Raw genomic sequence first — 15,703 nt, 5'->3', positions numbered from 1 at the left:
CATGGCGATCTGCAACATCATCTGCGAGAACGATGCCGACTTCATCCGTGGCTTCGTCTACCAGACCTTGCTGTCCGATGGGGTGACGCCGGGGCCGCCGGTTGACCTAACCGGCAACACCATGCGGATGGGCATTCGGCATCGCGCCGAGGACGCCACCGAGGAGTTGCTGCTTACGACCGAGAACGGCGGACTGCAGATCACCGACGCCCCGAATGGCAAGTTCACGCTCACGATCACCCAGGCGCAGCTGCTTGAGCTGCCGCTCGGCGATTACGAGCACTCGCTGATCCGGATCACCGGGAGCGGCCTGCATCTGCGCATCTGGTCTGGCACGCTGACGAACAACGCTGGCCCGAGCCGAGGCACCAACACATGAGCTACGACGTCATCGTCTCGGCCGACTACGACGTGATCGTCGCAGCCGAGCCGAACGAAGACGTGCAGGTTGCGCTGGACTTCCAGATTGAGACCATCGATGTGCCCGAACAGGGGCCGGCTGGTCCGCAAGGTCCGGTGGGACCGCCCTCGACGGTGCCGGGGCCGATAGGCCCGCAGGGCGAGCCGGGAGAGGACGGCAACACGGTTCTCTATGGCACGTCCGATCCGCAGTTCAGCGACGGCACGGTCGGCGACTTCTACATCAACACGACCACGCATTTCATCTTCGGACCGAAGCAGACTGGCGGCTGGCCTGCGGGCACCTCGCTGATCGGCCCGCAAGGGCAGCAGGGCGTGCAAGGTCCGCAAGGCGTCCAAGGCCCGCAGGGCGTCCAGGGACCGCAAGGCAACACCGGCACGCGCGGCTCGCAATGGTATGAAGGCGCTGGCCCTCCGGGCACGATTGCAGGCGCGCTGGCGGGCGACAACTATCTCAACACTGCGACCGGCGACGTCTACAACTATTCGGGAAGCTCGTGGGGATCGCCGGTCGGCAACATCAAAGGCCCGCCGGGTGCGGTGCCGGAGACGCCGAGCATCAGCGACGGCGTCTATTACACGCGGCGGAACGGCGCGTGGGTCGATGCGGGCGGCGCATTCGTGCGCTTCGACACGTCGCAGGCGATCACCACCGCGCAGCAATCGCAGGCACTCGCCAATCTCGGACTGTCGCTGAAGAATTACCTCGTCAACGGCGGGATGCAGATCAGTCAGGAGTGGGGCACGACGGCGGCCAACGATGGCGCTTCGTCGCACTTTGTGGTCGATCAGTTTTCGGTCGGTTCGAACCTCGCCGCCACTATCGTGGGCAGTTCGCAATCGACGATCAACGCCACGCCGAGCAACACACCGCGCATCCGCGTCGGCAATCAAGTCACCCTCGCATCTCTTGCCGCCACCGACTTCGTCTACGTCGTTCAAGGCATCGAGGGCCTTCGCCTTGTCGACCTCTGGATGGGCACCGGGCTCGCGAAGCAGGTCACGCTGGCATTCGGCGTGCGCGCACCGGCTGGCACTTATTGCGTCTGCTTCCGCAACGACACTGGCACGCGGGCGTACATCGCCGAATACACGATCTCGCCAGCACAGGCGAACACCGATGTGCGCGTGAGCATCACGCTCACACTTGATCAGGCCGGGACGTGGAAATCAGACAACACCATCTCGCTGTATATCTGGTGGGTGCTTGCGATCGGCTCGACCTACCAGACCAGCCCGGCGAACAAGAACACTTGGCTCGCAGCCAACGTGCTCGCCACCACCAACCAGTACAACTGGATGAACAACCCGACGAACACGCTTTTTGAGCTGTTCGAAGTCAGCCTAACGCTCGGTGCGATCGCTCCGCCGTTCGTTGCGCCAGACCCCGTGAGGGAATTGGCTGTCTGTCAGCGCTACTTCGAGAGCGGCATTTTCAACACGTCAACCACGTCCAGCCCCGTTGCCAACCGTCAGTATGTTTTCCAAATCCAATTCCATGTACAGAAGCGTGCAGCGCCAACGATCACGCTGTCGAACGTCACCGCTTTGCGCGCCACCAACGTGGTTAGCTCAAGCCCGAGCGTCGATCAGTTCTTGATCGCCTACAACAACACCGACACGACCGGCGACGACATTCACACCGGCGGCAATTGGAAGGCGAGAGCGTGATGGCGGAATAACGGCCGTGATGGCGGCGACCGATACTCCCGAATTGGGCCCCGCTTCGGCGGGGCCTTTTTTCATTTTACGACCCGCAGGTGCCCACGGCGGACCTGCTCGACCGCTTCGGCATGCATCGCCTCGGCCTCGTCCCAGGTTGAGCAGCGGTTCTGGAATTCATCGAGGCTTCCGCCGAAGATCATCGTCTCGAATAGCAAGGGCGGCCCATTGCCAAGATGCCGATGGTCGATCCCAAGAAAGACAGTGCTGATGTGGCCGTTGCCGACGAAGGTCTCGGCGACGCGCCAGGGATCGAGCCCGGTCAGCTTGAACGTCGAGTGCCGCGCGGCGGATGCGTTGGCCCAGTCATTGAGCGGCACCTTTGCCGCTACCCGGTTGACCAGGACATAGCAGCGAAACGGCTCAAAAGGGGCACGCAGCTCCTCGCCCTCGATGCGGACGAATTTGGGGAAGCGCAGGATATTGTCGTCGTCATCAGGCATCGCGGCGCTCCCGCTGCTGCCGGTCCAGGTCCTGCGCCGTTTTCAGCGTCTCCTGCAGCAGCAGGAGCGTATCGTCGGCCCTGCCGTGGCGATAGGCCGCCAGCGCGGCGTCGAGCAAGGCCAACATCCGATCCTCGGGCTTCTGGTCACTGCTCATCCGGCTCCTCCCGCTTCACCGCTGCGATGCTGCACAGCATGGCAAGGATATCGGTGGCCTTGCGCCTTGCGATCTTCTGCCGCTTGATCATGCCCTCCTGATCCTGGAAGCGGGTGAAGGCGTTCACATCGATGATGCGCGCGGCTTGCTCGATCATCTCGTCCTTGCTGGTCATTTCTTCGACCTCGGTTCGATCAGCCGCCGAAACGCATCCTGTCCGTCTTCACTCTGGGCCCACGCATCGGACTCTTCCGGGCTGGCGTCGAAGTCGCCATTGAGGTGCCGCTTCCGCACGGCCTCGATGGCCTGGGCTCGCTTCTGGTCGTTGAATGACAGTGCGACCTGCGTTGCCACGCGAAGGTCCTTCTCCAGCTCCATCTCCGGAAGCGCGATCGGCGACAGGAAGTCGTGATAGTAGCCGGTCGCTGCGCGCTCGGCCATCTCGTGTAGCCCGACCTCGCGCAATACGGCAGCGAGCTTGTCCTTGGTGTGCTCGGTCATGACGGCTCCAGCTCGACGAAGTTGATGGCGACGCGACCGGGCTCGTAATGCTCGACCCACACCCGATAAGGGCGGCTGGGGGGATATCCGGAGAAGCCGAACGCCTCCAGGATCATCTTTGCAGCGTGCTCGTTCGGGGCCTTGCCCGGAGTGCGCGATGAGATCGAGATATGCCGGAACAGGCCTTGCGGCTGCTCCTCGAACGAGATCGCGGCGACGTAGGACCCGAGCTGCACCGGATAGGTCGGATATTCCCTCCGGAACGCTTCGATGCGGTCGGAGTCCGGCCGCTCCTCGAGCTTCAGCGTGTTGGTCGGATTGGGTCTGTCGTCGACAATAAGCTGCCGCATCTTTTCCCAGGGCATCGGCTTGGTCAGCGCCGACCGGATGGCGTCAGCGATGGCGGCCCGCTCGGCGTCTCCGATGACAAGCACGCCGCTCATTGCATCGTCTCCCCACCAGGCCCGATCTCCATGATGTCGTCACGGTGCGACAGCTTGATCAGTTTGATGGTCTTGCCGCTCATGGTCGCGATCTTGCGCGCCCAGGGGAGGCACAGCTTCAGCCGTTCCTCGTCGGCCGCGATCAGCGGGATCAACGTGCCTGGCCCCATCAGCGGCGCGGCGCAGATGCCTTCGCCGGTCTCGTCGCTGGAGACGAACGCCCACACGGCGTCGATCCGCCTCAACTCGTTCGGCGGGGAATGCACTTCAGGATCGTCAGACATCGAACTCTCCTCGCTGCTTATAAGCGTCGGCCCGACCACAACCGATAGTCGGGCCTGTTGATCACCGGTCTTCAGCGGCCAGCGAGCGCGTCAGGGAGATGATGCTGCGCCGCACCTGCTGGCTTTCAACCCGCGACCAGGCCTCGATCAGATCGATGCCGTCCTTGCTCGCAACGAACTCACTGACCAAGCTGTTCTGCTGCTTGTCCCACGGCAGATCGCCGCCGATCAGAGCCGCCATCGTGGTCTTGAGGAAAGCAGCGATCTGGGCCAATCGCGCCGCTGCGACGCGGTTCGTGCCCTTCTCGTACTTCTGGATTTGCTGGAAGCTGATGCCCAGCTGTTCCCCCAGCTCGGCTTGGCTGATGTGCAGCTCAAGCCTCCGCGACCGAATACGACGTCCGACTTCGCGATCCTGATCGTTCACCGCTCGCGGCGATGCCTTTTGTCTACGGCGCATTTTTGCGCTCCTTACATTCCCATGCCCAGGTTTATCTCGCGCGGCCTTACGGGCTTTGCGGCTGCTGCGTCATTTCCCAGTAATCTGGCTTGAACTCGTCGCCTTGGGTCTCCTTCTGCTGATCTGCCGCGTCACGGCTCATACCGCCGCCTGCTGGTGTGCTCCGTTGAGCTGCTGACCGCGTTTCCTCCGCACGGGCGGCTTCGGTTTCGCGACCTTCTTCGCCGCCTTCTTCGCGGGCGGCTTCGGTAGCGCTGGCTTCAGTCGGACCTCGCCACGGTAAATCTCGATCTGGTCCTGCGTTTTGAGGTAGTGCAGCTTCAGCTTGATCTGCGTCGGCGTCAGGCCCGTGTCGCGCACTAGGGCTGAGACCGAGACCCATTTGTCGAGCGACAGATATTCGACCAGCTTGATGCTGCGGGATGACGGCTTCACCACCGGAGCGGCCGGTTGAGGCTTCGGAACGTGAGTTGTGAGCACATCGCGCATGCCGGTCGCGATCTTGGTGAGTCGCAGCACCAGCTCGGTCAGATCGGCTACCTCGCCGCGCAGCGCCTTGACCTGGTCCGGCATCGGGATGACGGCGTCGGGTTGAGGCAACTCCAGCGCCTTCTCCAGCGGCTTCGGTTTCTGCGGCCTCTCGTTCTGGGTCTTCAGGGTCACGTTGTCGGCGCGCAGCAGCTTGCGCACCTCGGCGCGGGTGTTCATGCGGGCGCGCCAATCGCTGGCGGTCTTGGCGACGAAGACGCGGCGGACCTCCTTTTCCGGCACCACCTGCCAGGCGATCTCGATGTGCCCGCCATTGGTGTCTCGGGTTTGCCCCTTCACACCGTGCAGCTTCAACTCGTTGAGCGCGATCTCGGTCAGTTCATTGCTGTACGCCATTCCCTAAACCCGTCCCTTGTCGTCCGGCTCGATGGTCGCCGACGCTCGACCACCGAGCGCCTTCGCGATTTCCGTTAATGAGTGGGTGCGGTCGGTAGAAACGCCGCTGGCGATCTCGCGCCATTGGCCAGCCGAGTCGAACGGCGGCGCAAAGACGGAGAGAGCTTCTTTCGAGTTGAAGCGGATCAGCGCGGCGATGCCTTTCTCGGCGCGGCGAATGAGCCAGCGGCGCAAGGCGGGATCGCGATGGGCGTCGCGGTGCTGCGGATCGACCCATATCTGGACGACCTGGATGTTCTGGGCTTCGCCCGTCACATCGTCGCGGACCGTGACGAAGTCGGGCATCAAGTCGAGCACGTAGTGCGATCTATCGGGCCGCGAAAGATCGTCGGCGTCGTCATTGATCAGCCAGCGACAATTCCAGAGGCCGCACTCGGGCGGCATCTGCGCCGTGTGATAGACGGAGCATCCCTTGTGGAATTTCTGAAAGCGGCAACGTTCGCCCGCAGCCTTCTGTAAAGGCGGCACAGGCAAAAGCTTGCAGCACAACGAGCAGTCACCGCAGCGTCTCATCGGTGCCCGTATCCATCTTGCACATTTTAACCGCGCGGCTTTTGCCGCTGCATTTTGCATCGTGTTCCGATGCGTGTTCGAATGATTAGTATGATGATTGTGGCGAAAAAAATCTAGCCGCACATCTTTCCAGCAAATTTTGCCAACGCGATGCGACGATTACTCACTCGTAGCGCGCACGTTGTTTCGCTCGCTAATTCTCCTTTAGATGCATCTCTTGCGTCGAGCGCTCACTGCTAAAGTTGAAATCCGAGTTGAGTGATTGTTCGGTTGCCGCCCGAGTTGACTCTGGCCAACTCGAACGACAACCTTTAGGACATCTGAACCGGCGAGGAAGACTTGCACATGCCCGACTGCTCAAGCAGCTCGGGTCCCCTCGTCGACACTAGCCCGCCCTTCGTCATCCGAAGGGCGGGCCTTTTTCATCGACAGGACAGAGTCGTCAACCTGGACAGTTTGGCCATGCGACAAAGGTAGCCACCCGATTGGTATGCATCGGGTCCGTACAATGCGAGGCGTATAAAGATCTCATAAAAAAACGGCTGCTGAGCGTGAAGTGATCGTAACTTGGCGCGAAGCTGGTGGTTCGCTAAACGCGCGGTGCATCACCCAGGAAAAGCTCGGCAACAATGCACGGCGTCCACTTCGGCCTGTGGCAGCATCAGGCCGCAATTGTCTACAACATGGTTCTCACCATCTGCTCGGTCTTGCACGGCGAGTGGGGGCGCGGAAAGCACGCCGCCGCAGTGGCTGACGCGATCCTTGTGATGATGACAATCCGGGTCAACGACGGCGCTAACCTGCCGCCGATTTCGATCAGCGGGATTTCGAGGCAGCTGGGTATGTCGCGCACGAGCGTGCGCCGCGTGATCAACGAAATAATCGAGCACAATGGCGCAGTCACCAAATGCGGCGACGGCTACATCGGCGACCCGAACTATGTGGCCGAGCGGTCCGACGCCGACGACTACCTTCCTCAAATTCAGGACGCGATTAAAGACGCCGCTGCTGAGCTGACGGCACTTCAAGTGGCGAGGCTCGCTCAACAGGATGAGACCGCGCCACAAGGGCCGAGGCTCGTTAGCGAAACGGCGTCCGCACGCGAGCCCGATCTTGCCGAAGAGGCGAAGCGATTTCGCGACAAAGCAGACGAAGCCGACCAGTTGGGCATGCACGCAAAGTCTGATGCACGGCGTAAGGCTCTCAGCGGGATTGCGGAAAGCTACCGCGCCACAGCAGCTCAACTGGACCGACTAGCCAAGTCCCTGTCGGAAACCTCATGCAACGTCAAAGGTTGAATGGCTCGATGGAAAAGACCAGCAATGAGCAGTTCAGGCAAGACCTGCGGGCGCTGACCGCGAAATACATCACCCCGTCGAGTTCCTTCCGGGATTATTGCTGTGTCACCGAGGAGCTAGTGGACGAAGAGCAGCGACTGGCCGAAGAGGCCGAAAAGTTTTCGGATCACGAGGTCAACTCCTCGCTATAAAGGGGAGATGATCACCGAAATCCTCGCGCAGATACGCGGACCGAACTTCACGGCGGCCATCGTTCTGTTCGACGACAAGGTGGTCGAGACGGCGCCGATCCAGCGCTACATGCGGCGATGGTCGAGAGATCGGGTTCGGCAATACTGCGACAAACAGGGCTGGCAGTTCAGTGTTGTGCATCAGATGCAGAGCTAGGATGATGATAGATGATCCCGACTTCCGCGCGGCCCTGGCGCAAGCGGACGAGCTTCTCGCACAAATTAGGCCGATCCTGGCGGGCGAAAGTCCCGAGGTCGTCGGCGCCACTATTGCGCAACTGCTCGCTATCTTCGTCGCAGGCCATGCGCCGCCACTGCGCGATGCTGGATTGCAAATGCTGATGAACTGCGCCGAAAGACTGGTGCCGGTCATGGTTGAGGAATTGATCGGGGCGGGCCGAGCGCCGCCGGAATGGCGGGAAAAAGAAACGAATCAATGATTAAAGACTCCATCACCGGCGGAGCCTCGACGCAGCGTGCACTCTTGGCTTGACTTTGAGGGCCGGGCTACAGCCGCAGTTTGCGCCGGGGCAACTGAAGCTTGCAAAAGCGTCAAATAAGATATCTATACCCGGAATAATTGTAGCCCCCAAAGAACCGAGGTATTGCTTCATGACAAGCACATTCTTTACCGGTCGCTCAATTAGGAAAGCTGAGGAGCTTAAGGGGCCGCGCGTCTACTCGACTGACTTGATACCCTCGCTATTCGACCCAAACAAAGTCGACGAATGTAGGGTGGCGAGCGCGCGCTCGCTGAAAATCAAAATCATCACTAAGGGGTTGGTTACGATTAACTGTAGGCATCTGGTGACGCCGCTCGGATTGCACTTGTTAAGGGCACATCCGGACCTTCTTGAGGGCGAAGCTATACTTCCCGCTTTTCGCGAAGATCGGAGCGCTCTTGCAGACTACGTCAACGATGCAGATTTTGCTCAAGCCAAAATCGATCAAGCGCAGTTGGATGAGCACTTAGCCAAGCTAAACGGTCAAATTAAGCACGTCATGCCCTGGCAGCTCGGAAACGTGGGAAACTCTCTTCGAGAGCTTCTAGTGACCGGCTTGCGTAACGAGAAAGCTCTGGTCGTCAGAGAGTTGAAGGACGCTGGGGTTTCCGCTCAACAGATTGAAGGGATCGCAAGAGACCTTGAAGGGCTGAATTATAACGAAGACGGGCATCTGGAAGGGTATCTTAAGAGCCTCCCGGAGGGTATCCAAAAGTTGGTCAAGCGATTTGCGATGGCTTGCTACCATACCAACGGCACGGGCGTCGTACGATGCGAAACCGGGACAGATCTCAGCTCGCTATCCAGTTTCAGGGCAGCGGACGTTCTTCTCGCCGCGCGTGATGCTCGTGACGAGCTTCTATCTGAGGATGCCATTTTCCTTGAGGCCTTTATGGGCTTTGCACTTGATACGATCCAAGCTTCTGTGCTTCCCGCGCAAGTTATCGACCTTATGAATTTCAAAACAGTACATCAATTGAGCCAAGCGTTGAGGGAGCAAGGTTTCCAATCGAAATACGAGGCAATAATTGAATCCCTGGCGTCGTCCAGATCTCATCCCAACCCCCAAGAGGCTCTTGATCAGTTGGAGGAGGGAGCCATTGCCAGCAAAGCCGCAGAGCTGGCAAAGGCGTTCAGGACCGAGATTGAAGCGGAACTCCCGAACTACAAAACAGCTATCCAGTCAGACGCGGCCGACGAAGCTTACCGCGTAGGCACCGACGTCGGACTGGACGTTGTAACGGAGGCAGCAAAAATGGTGCCCGTCGTAGGCAGTGTGATAGCCTTTGCCAGTATCATCAAGTCCGGGGCGGAGGCGTCAGGCGCAGCAAGTGAACTCTGGTCGGTCCGAAACCAAAAGAATGCCTTCGAGGAAGCGCAAAGAAAAAGGACTGACGCTATTAGGGCCGCCATAGAAGGCCTGAAAGCGAGCCAGCAAAAGAAGACAAAGCTTCTAGACGCAGTGGCAGCGCTCAGCGACGTTCACGGGCTTCTCATTCGTCGTGCGTGACGTTTCTTGCTGACGTCAACTCGTTCCGAATGGAGCTCGGGGCTTCCTGTTCCAACCCAAGCTGCTTCGTGGCCCACAGCAAGAACCGCCCCTCGTACGCTTTGGCGTAACCGTCAAACGCCTGACGTGCCAGATCCGTTGGATTCTCGGCCAACGGCTCGAGACCGCATTCCGTCTCAAATTTCCGTCGCAGCGAAGTCGACCGCCACGCGCGATCAACCGCGATGCGCCAACCGACCTGCGATTCAGCGGGGGTGCCGAGACGTGGCATGACAAGCTCCGTTCACGTTTTGATCTAGTCTCAGACGGGCCCTATGTCAACCTGCGACAGGTAATCAGATTCGCGCTGGTTAAGGAATCATCTTAGCGAGAGTTCCCGGCTGACTCCGGCTGCCCGCCTGTGGCCGAAAAGCTTTCCGGGCAGGCTCGCTTGAGTGTCCACAACTTTGCGATCGCCTTCTCGAATTCTGTAGTGTATGCTCCGTCCCCGAACAGGGGGTGGGAATGCCGGGGAAGAAAATTCTGCTGTTGGAGCCGGGGTATAAGAACAAATACCCCCCGCTCGGCCTCATGAAAATTGCCCAGTATCACGGCCCCAACGGCAAGAAGGATCAGGTCAAATTCGCCAAGGGCATTGATCAAAGCCTTCGGCTCCAATCCTGGGACCGGATCTACATCACCACCCTCTTTTCGTTCGAATACCCCAAGATTGCCGAGACAATCGAATTCGCACTCGACCTCGTACAAGGACAATCCCAGCGAGTATTCGTTGGCGGAATTGCAGCCTCCCTCATGCATTCGCGCTTTCTGACCGAGACACGCTGGCGTGGCATTCGCTTCATCCGCGGCTTACTTGATCAGGCGCCCGCTCGTGCGTTGCAGCTGAACGAAGAAGACGGGGACTTTTATGCAGAAGACCGGTCGAGCACCCCAATCGAGGACCTGATCCCCGACTACAGCATCCTAGAGCAGATAGACTACAAATATCCAGTCCGCGACGCCTACTTCGCCTACGCCTCGCGCGGATGCATCCGCAAGTGTCATTTTTGCGGGGTACCCAAGTTGGAAGGCGCTCAGCGCGATGCGACGCCGCTTACCCAATTGGTGGAATCGGTCGATAAACTATACGGCCCTCGGCGTGACCTGCTATTGATGGACAACAACGTTGTCGCCTCATCCCGGTTCAAAGAAATTATTGCAGAGATACGAGACCTGGGATTCGAGCGTGGCGCGAAGCTGAGACGTCCCACCGAACGAGTCGCCTCGCAGAGACGGGTTGATTTCAATCAAGGCGTAGACGCGCGAATTCTCTGCAAAGACAAGATGTACCTTCGCGAGCTTTCCTCGATCTGCATCAGCCCGCTGAGGATCGCCTTCGACCATCTTGGTTTGAAAGCTCCCTACGAAACAGCAATCCGCTATGCCCACGAGTTCGGCATGAATGACCTGTCGAACTACATGCTGTACAACTTCCATGATTCTCCAGCGGACCTTTTTGAGCGGATGTATCTGAACGTGAAGCTCAACGAGGAGCTTGCTATCCGCATTTATTCATTCCCCATGCGCTATCAGCCGACCGATCTGCCTGATCGTTCTCACGTCGGCGACAAGTGGAATCGGTATTACCTACGCTCGGTGCAACTTGTATTGCAGGCCACACGCGGGGTCGTCTCTGGCGAACCCGATTTTTACAAGGCGGCCTTTGGCGGAAGCCACCAGGAGTTTGAAGACATTCTCTCTCGCCCGCACCACATGATTTTTAATCGTCAATGGTACGAACGCTACGAAGGACGAGGTGAGCTTGACGAGTGGCGCGCTTCCTTGACCCGCCTCTCGCCGAGTGAACGCGGGGAGTTGATCGCATTCCTGTCGCGCTACAATCCGTCTTTGTATCGCAATTCGATTGCTGACCTGCCAGCAAACTTGCGCGCCGCAGCTCAGTTTTATATTCCGATGGCGAGAGAGGAAGAGTTGGAAGTTCGCCGAGTGCAACAAAAGCGTCTCCTAGCGGAGAAGCAGACGAAGATCGGATTGTCTCCCGAGGAAATCGTCGAAGACGCCGGGCTTGAAGAGGAAGAGAGCTACGAGCCGACCGCTCTGAAGCGCAAGCGCCGTAGGCAGGAGGCAGCATAATGACGTCGGTCGTCCCCCGCAGAGAGACGGATGATTGGAGCCGCATAGCGACCCAAGACATCAAGATTGGAAAGGACATCATCGAACTCCTTTCCAGCGGAATGTACGTTTCTCCTGTAACGATCTACCGGGAGTACATTCAGAATGCTGCCGACGCTATCGATGCGGCTCGTGGACAAGCTTTGATCGGCCCCCGATCCCGTGGCGAGGTATCGATCTCGTTTGATCATGCTGCTCGGTCGATCGCAATCCGCGACAATGGCTGTGGTCTCAAGAAGCGAAGCGTTGTGTCGACGCTCCTTGCGATTGGCGCTTCCTCAAAGCGGGGCACGGGGGCTCGCGGATTCCGTGGCGTAGGACGCCTCTCAGGTCTAGCTTATTGCAAAGAACTCGAATTCAGAACAAAAGCTGCCGGGGAAGATGACGTCTCTATCGTGAGATGGAGCAGTCGAGCGATACGGGACTGCCTACGCGATGCGGCGTTTCACGGCAATCTTGAACAGGTCCTCGCCGATGCGGTGACGGTCAGGCATGAGAAAGCTCCGAAAGCCTCGGAGCACTTCTTCGAAGTTCGGCTAAACGACATCTCTCGTTTGCGCAACGATGTCTTGCTGAACGAGCGACTAATCGGCAACTATCTGTCAGAGGTAGCGCCACTTCCGTTCTCTCCAGATTTTTCCTTCGGCTCCGAGATCGACAAGGCGCTCTCACTTCATCGAACGAGTATTCCGCTGAACCTGACTGTGGCCGATGAGGTGATTGTCAGACCGTACCGCGACGAGATTGTTTTTCCTAGCACCTCGCAAGCGCTGCACGTCAAGGGCATCGAGTTCGTCGAATTTCCGGATGTGGATGGAAAGACGGGAGCGGTCGCCTGGATCGCCGATCACGAGTACATCAGAAGCATTCCACCCAGCTTGGGCGTCAGTGGGATCAGAGCCCGGAGCGGGGATCTCCAAGTCGGTGAGAACAACTTGTTCGAGGACGTTTTTAAGGAACGCCGCTTCAACGGCTGGAGCCTCGGCGAGATACACGTTTTAGATCAACGAATTGTCCCGAACGCTCGTCGCGACAATTTCGAGGTCAACCACCATTATTACAACCTGCTGGTTCAGCTCGGGCCGCTGGCCGCGAAGATCGCGCATCGATGCCGTACATCATCCGTCGCTCGGAACAACGGTGTGAGCGCGGAGAAGGCGATTCAGGCGATCGAGGACCGCTTAAAGCAGCGACAAAGGTTCGATCCCGCGGAATTGTCTCGATTGAAATCAACGCTCTTGCGTGCTGAGGCGCGCGTTAACAAGCTCGATGACGAAACTCAGTCGAAGCCTCTCCTGAAGAAAATTGATCGCTTGAAACGCAGGCTTGCTGACCTCACGCCGAAGCGTGGAGCATCGGCGGTGGCGCTTGATGAAGCGGCATCACTCATTGCAAAGATCGTCACCAATCGCGAGCAGGCAAGGAAACTACTGACCGCTCTGCAACGACTTTGCCAATGAGCCTTTTCACTTCTTCGCCGCAGCGCTCTTCTTCTGCGGCGATGAGTTGTCCACCACCTGCATGAGTCCTCGGACCCTGCGACTGATCTTGTCCAACTCAAATTTGAGCATCTGCTTGTCTTTTGCCGAGCGGAACTCATCATCGAGCTGCGCCTCAGCTAACCACTGTCGAAATTCATGGAGCTTTTTGACGTTGTAATTTCCGGCGCCTCTCATCCGCGCATCCGCCACGGCATCTTCGAACGAGTATGTGCCCGCAATGAATTTCTTCAGCGTATTGCCGCCCGCTTTCGTTATGAGTGGCAGCCGGTCGCGCAAATCCACTGCGCGCTCAATCTCTCCTGAATTGATTTTCTCTACGATGATCTGGTTGAAGTCGGGATATTTTGCGACCGCGTCCGCGAATTTCCGACCCTTGAGCAACTCATCGTAGTAGCTCCAGCGACTCGGGTTCTGATCGTTGTGGTCTCGCATGAACTGGTACACGCGGATCAGGTGCCGAATCTTATGCGCGCTAAGTCCGATCTCCTTTTCAAGATCAGCTTCTTCGATCCCATGAGTCTTGTGCCGTCTGTACAGGTAACCGGCTTGCTCAAAGGGCGCCCAGTCCTTCTTGCCAACGATATGGTATTCGCCGAGCAAGGCGAAGACATCCGCCTCAGAAATGTCACTGGGGAGGCGCCGTACACGGACAAGGCGCCATTTCTCCTGATCGTTTGGCGACTCGGAAAGCAACCTATATGCAGCGAGCCGACTGTTCCCCTCTAGAACAACATTTCCCTTTACCAGGAGCGGTTCGATTAGTCCGCCATTTGCCTTGATGGACGGCATCAAGACCTCTCGAACGTGCTCCGATTTGGCTAGGACATCGAAAATCTCCTGCTGAGTTGGTTCGCGGCCTTCGCTCCAGATGTGTGAGTAGATACGCGGATTTTCCGTGTAGAATCGGAGCTTGCGGTTGTCCACGCTATCGACGACCAGAGGCACTTCCTTTTGTCTAAGTGTTATTACGTCCGAGTGCTGGGTCATGTCGTCAAGAACTCAAGATTGATTGCAATATTTCGACGAACGAGAAATCGGCCTTTTCACCATATATTTCCCTATTGATGTCACCCTGCGTCAGTTGCGCGGCGAGGTGTTTCTGAGCAAGCAGGGCATCAATCCATTCGTCTACCGAATTGCGCATAAGCAGGGTGTAGACGAAGCAATCCCGCTTCTGTGATACGCGGTGAATCCGATCTTGCGCCTGCAGGTAGTCGTCGAGGCTGTACGTACGATCATAGAATATGACGTGATTGGCGACTGTTAGCGTCAAGCCTTCCTTGGCGGCTCCGGTCGTCGCGACCAGAACGCGGTCGCTCTCATTTTGAAGAAACCATTTCACCGTATCGTTGCGGCGGTCGATCGGCATCGAACCGTTGAGGCACAGAGCGCCGAAAGGCGAGAGCCTCTTAGTGAGCCAGGTCGAATTTTCGTTGAATACCGTGAAGACGATCGCCTTCTCTTCACGGCGTGTGATGTCCGTCAGGAGATCGTATAGCTGAGGAAATTTACCCGGCTCTGCGTTATATGCGTCGTCGACGAGCTTTGGATTGGATGCTACCTGAACAAGTCGCAAGAGGCGCTTTAGTATCGAGTCTTGATCGTCCTGAATGAGCTTGCCGTCGCGAAATACGATGGCACGCAATTCTTCTCGGACCTGCCGGTAGAGTTCGAGTTGGTTCGACTCCCACTCGCAATCTATCCGGACGAACTCCTTCGAGGGGAGCGATATCTTTCCACCTGCCTTCGTCTCGCGAACGGAAATGGCCGAAATCTTTTTTTGGACATCGGCCAGCACTTTTCCATAGCTGGCGAGCAAAACGTCGTTGCCGTGGAATTCTTTCGACAAGTCAGTTTGGCGCTTGAATTGATCATAGTCGGTTCCGAGTGTCGCACCCTGATCGAGAAAGAAGATCGGCGCCCATACGTCGTATGGCCTATTCGCCGCTGGCGTTCCCGTCATGATCACGCGCTTAGCAAACAAAGGGCCCAGTCGAAAAAAGCACTGCGTGAGATCCGCGCTTGGCGTCTTTATCTTCACCGCCTCATCTAAAAAGACGGCCACTCTCCTTGTCTTCAACCAAGCGCGTACGCGCTTTTCCTCCTTCTTGATTGCTTCGTAGTGAGCAAGCACCACGCGGCATGGCGTGGTGAACACATAGTAGTTCTGCGCAGACTTGTCGCTAAGCACAAACGGACGAATGCGTGTGTGCGTCTCAAATTCCCGCTGCCAGTTACCAACGAGTCCTTTCTTGGCAATGATCAGGACGACATCAACTTCTTGTTTCGACAGCCACTTGAGCGCGCAATCGAATGCGATCTTCGTCTTCCCAAGACCTTGCTCATGAAAAATGGCGGCAAAATCCCGTCCGCACACGAACTCCACAGCTTCCTCTTGATATGGAAAAGCGGAGTGCTTGGCGGTCAGCTCAGGCTCATGAGCCATTTTGAATGAATAGCTACCCACGCCAAATCTCGCACATTGATTTGTTAGGCCCAAGCAGCCACCCCATCACTTCAAATGGCACGGCCCCGCATCCAACCCGCGCCCTAGCTGCCCGGCACAGCCTATGGGCCGCTCCGGCCGACATCATCGGAAC

At 57.9% G+C, this 15,703-nt stretch carries 21 protein-coding genes; 9 read left to right on the top strand and 12 right to left on the bottom strand.

Translation table 11 applies throughout. The features are described from left to right. Position 1 precedes the first annotated feature (1 nt). Both ACV1FX_RS18400 and ACV1FX_RS18395 read left to right on the top strand, forming a co-directional pair. A complete protein-coding gene (locus tag ACV1FX_RS18400) occupies positions 2 to 379 on the top strand; it encodes a hypothetical protein (protein WP_473118956.1) in 378 nt (125 codons plus the stop codon). Then, complete coding sequence (locus tag ACV1FX_RS18395) at positions 376 to 2,091, top strand: collagen-like triple helix repeat-containing protein (protein WP_473118955.1); 1,716 nt, start codon at positions 376 to 378, stop codon at positions 2,089 to 2,091. Before ACV1FX_RS18400 ends, ACV1FX_RS18395 begins: the two co-directional genes overlap by 4 nt. A 71-nt stretch (positions 2,092 to 2,162) precedes the next feature. Here ACV1FX_RS18395 and ACV1FX_RS18390 read toward each other — a convergent pair whose 3' ends face one another. The 9 genes from ACV1FX_RS18390 to ACV1FX_RS18350 form a co-directional block, all read right to left on the bottom strand. Further along, positions 2,163 to 2,585: a hypothetical protein gene (locus tag ACV1FX_RS18390; protein WP_473118954.1), complete on the bottom strand. Its 423-nt coding sequence runs from the start codon at positions 2,583 to 2,585 to the stop codon at positions 2,163 to 2,165. Continuing rightward, on the bottom strand, positions 2,578 to 2,742 hold the full coding sequence (locus tag ACV1FX_RS18385) for a hypothetical protein (RefSeq protein WP_473118953.1): 165 nt from the start codon (positions 2,740 to 2,742) through the stop codon (positions 2,578 to 2,580). The genes ACV1FX_RS18390 and ACV1FX_RS18385 overlap by 8 nt, the downstream gene beginning before the upstream one ends. After that, on the bottom strand, positions 2,732 to 2,917 hold the full coding sequence (locus ACV1FX_RS18380; protein WP_473118952.1) for a hypothetical protein: 186 nt from the start codon (positions 2,915 to 2,917) through the stop codon (positions 2,732 to 2,734). Before ACV1FX_RS18380 ends, ACV1FX_RS18385 begins: the two co-directional genes overlap by 11 nt. Then, entirely contained in the window at positions 2,914 to 3,243 is a 330-nt protein-coding gene (locus ACV1FX_RS18375; RefSeq protein WP_473118951.1) for a hypothetical protein, read from the bottom strand. The genes ACV1FX_RS18380 and ACV1FX_RS18375 overlap by 4 nt, the downstream gene beginning before the upstream one ends. Beyond that, positions 3,240 to 3,686, bottom strand: a complete 447-nt coding sequence (locus ACV1FX_RS18370; protein WP_473118950.1) for a hypothetical protein — start codon at positions 3,684 to 3,686, stop codon at positions 3,240 to 3,242. Before ACV1FX_RS18370 ends, ACV1FX_RS18375 begins: the two co-directional genes overlap by 4 nt. Next, a complete protein-coding gene (locus tag ACV1FX_RS18365; RefSeq protein ID WP_473118949.1) occupies positions 3,683 to 3,970 on the bottom strand; it encodes a hypothetical protein in 288 nt (95 codons plus the stop codon). The genes ACV1FX_RS18370 and ACV1FX_RS18365 overlap by 4 nt, the downstream gene beginning before the upstream one ends. A gap of 61 nt (positions 3,971 to 4,031) precedes the next feature. Then, entirely contained in the window at positions 4,032 to 4,397 is a 366-nt protein-coding gene (locus ACV1FX_RS18360) for a helix-turn-helix domain-containing protein (RefSeq protein ID WP_473118948.1), read from the bottom strand. A gap of 171 nt (positions 4,398 to 4,568) precedes the next feature. Continuing rightward, complete coding sequence (locus tag ACV1FX_RS18355; RefSeq protein ID WP_473118947.1) at positions 4,569 to 5,315, bottom strand: hypothetical protein; 747 nt, start codon at positions 5,313 to 5,315, stop codon at positions 4,569 to 4,571. Between the two features lie 3 nt (positions 5,316 to 5,318). Continuing rightward, the gene (locus tag ACV1FX_RS18350) at positions 5,319 to 5,672 is read right to left on the bottom strand and encodes a hypothetical protein (protein ID WP_473118946.1); all 354 of its coding nucleotides are present in this window, start codon (positions 5,670 to 5,672) and stop codon (positions 5,319 to 5,321) included. An 845-nt stretch (positions 5,673 to 6,517) separates the two neighbouring features. Between ACV1FX_RS18350 and ACV1FX_RS18345 the strand changes: the two genes are divergently transcribed. From ACV1FX_RS18345 to ACV1FX_RS18325, 5 genes are all read left to right on the top strand, one after another. Then, a complete protein-coding gene (locus ACV1FX_RS18345) occupies positions 6,518 to 7,186 on the top strand; it encodes a hypothetical protein (RefSeq protein WP_473118945.1) in 669 nt (222 codons plus the stop codon). Positions 7,187 to 7,194: 8 nt separating this feature from the next. Then, a complete protein-coding gene (locus ACV1FX_RS18340) occupies positions 7,195 to 7,377 on the top strand; it encodes a hypothetical protein (protein ID WP_473118944.1) in 183 nt (60 codons plus the stop codon). Positions 7,378 to 7,384: 7 nt separating this feature from the next. Beyond that, positions 7,385 to 7,573 (top strand): hypothetical protein, encoded by a 189-nt coding sequence (locus ACV1FX_RS18335; RefSeq protein WP_473118943.1) that lies wholly within the window; start codon positions 7,385 to 7,387, stop codon positions 7,571 to 7,573. A gap of 1 nt (position 7,574) precedes the next feature. Continuing rightward, a complete protein-coding gene (locus tag ACV1FX_RS18330; protein ID WP_473118942.1) occupies positions 7,575 to 7,856 on the top strand; it encodes a hypothetical protein in 282 nt (93 codons plus the stop codon). A gap of 172 nt (positions 7,857 to 8,028) precedes the next feature. After that, positions 8,029 to 9,429, top strand: a complete 1,401-nt coding sequence (locus ACV1FX_RS18325; protein ID WP_473118941.1) for a hypothetical protein — start codon at positions 8,029 to 8,031, stop codon at positions 9,427 to 9,429. On the opposite strand, the gene ACV1FX_RS18320 is transcribed toward ACV1FX_RS18325, so the two are convergent. After that, positions 9,413 to 9,700 carry a hypothetical protein gene (locus ACV1FX_RS18320; protein WP_473118940.1) on the bottom strand — a complete coding sequence of 96 codons (288 nt, stop codon included), beginning with the start codon at positions 9,698 to 9,700 and terminating at the stop codon, positions 9,413 to 9,415. The two genes, ACV1FX_RS18325 and ACV1FX_RS18320, sit on opposite strands and share 17 nt — an antisense overlap. 233 nt (positions 9,701 to 9,933) lie before the next feature. Between ACV1FX_RS18320 and ACV1FX_RS18315 the strand changes: the two genes are divergently transcribed. Both ACV1FX_RS18315 and ACV1FX_RS18310 read left to right on the top strand, forming a co-directional pair. Beyond that, positions 9,934 to 11,562, top strand: a complete 1,629-nt coding sequence (locus ACV1FX_RS18315; RefSeq protein WP_473118939.1) for a radical SAM protein — start codon at positions 9,934 to 9,936, stop codon at positions 11,560 to 11,562. Then, a complete protein-coding gene (locus tag ACV1FX_RS18310; RefSeq protein ID WP_473118938.1) occupies positions 11,562 to 13,061 on the top strand; it encodes an ATP-binding protein in 1,500 nt (499 codons plus the stop codon). Before ACV1FX_RS18315 ends, ACV1FX_RS18310 begins: the two co-directional genes overlap by 1 nt. A 6-nt stretch (positions 13,062 to 13,067) precedes the next feature. On the opposite strand, the gene ACV1FX_RS18305 is transcribed toward ACV1FX_RS18310, so the two are convergent. Both ACV1FX_RS18305 and ACV1FX_RS18300 read right to left on the bottom strand, forming a co-directional pair. Next, positions 13,068 to 14,090: a hypothetical protein gene (locus ACV1FX_RS18305; protein ID WP_473118937.1), complete on the bottom strand. Its 1,023-nt coding sequence runs from the start codon at positions 14,088 to 14,090 to the stop codon at positions 13,068 to 13,070. Between the two features lie 4 nt (positions 14,091 to 14,094). Then, positions 14,095 to 15,570: a DEAD/DEAH box helicase gene (locus tag ACV1FX_RS18300; RefSeq protein WP_473118936.1), complete on the bottom strand. Its 1,476-nt coding sequence runs from the start codon at positions 15,568 to 15,570 to the stop codon at positions 14,095 to 14,097. Between the last annotated feature and the right edge of the window lie 133 nt (positions 15,571 to 15,703).

The sequence above is a fragment of the Bradyrhizobium ingae genome (assembly GCF_055791185.1).
This window is presented reverse-complemented; position numbering and strand designations above follow the sequence as displayed.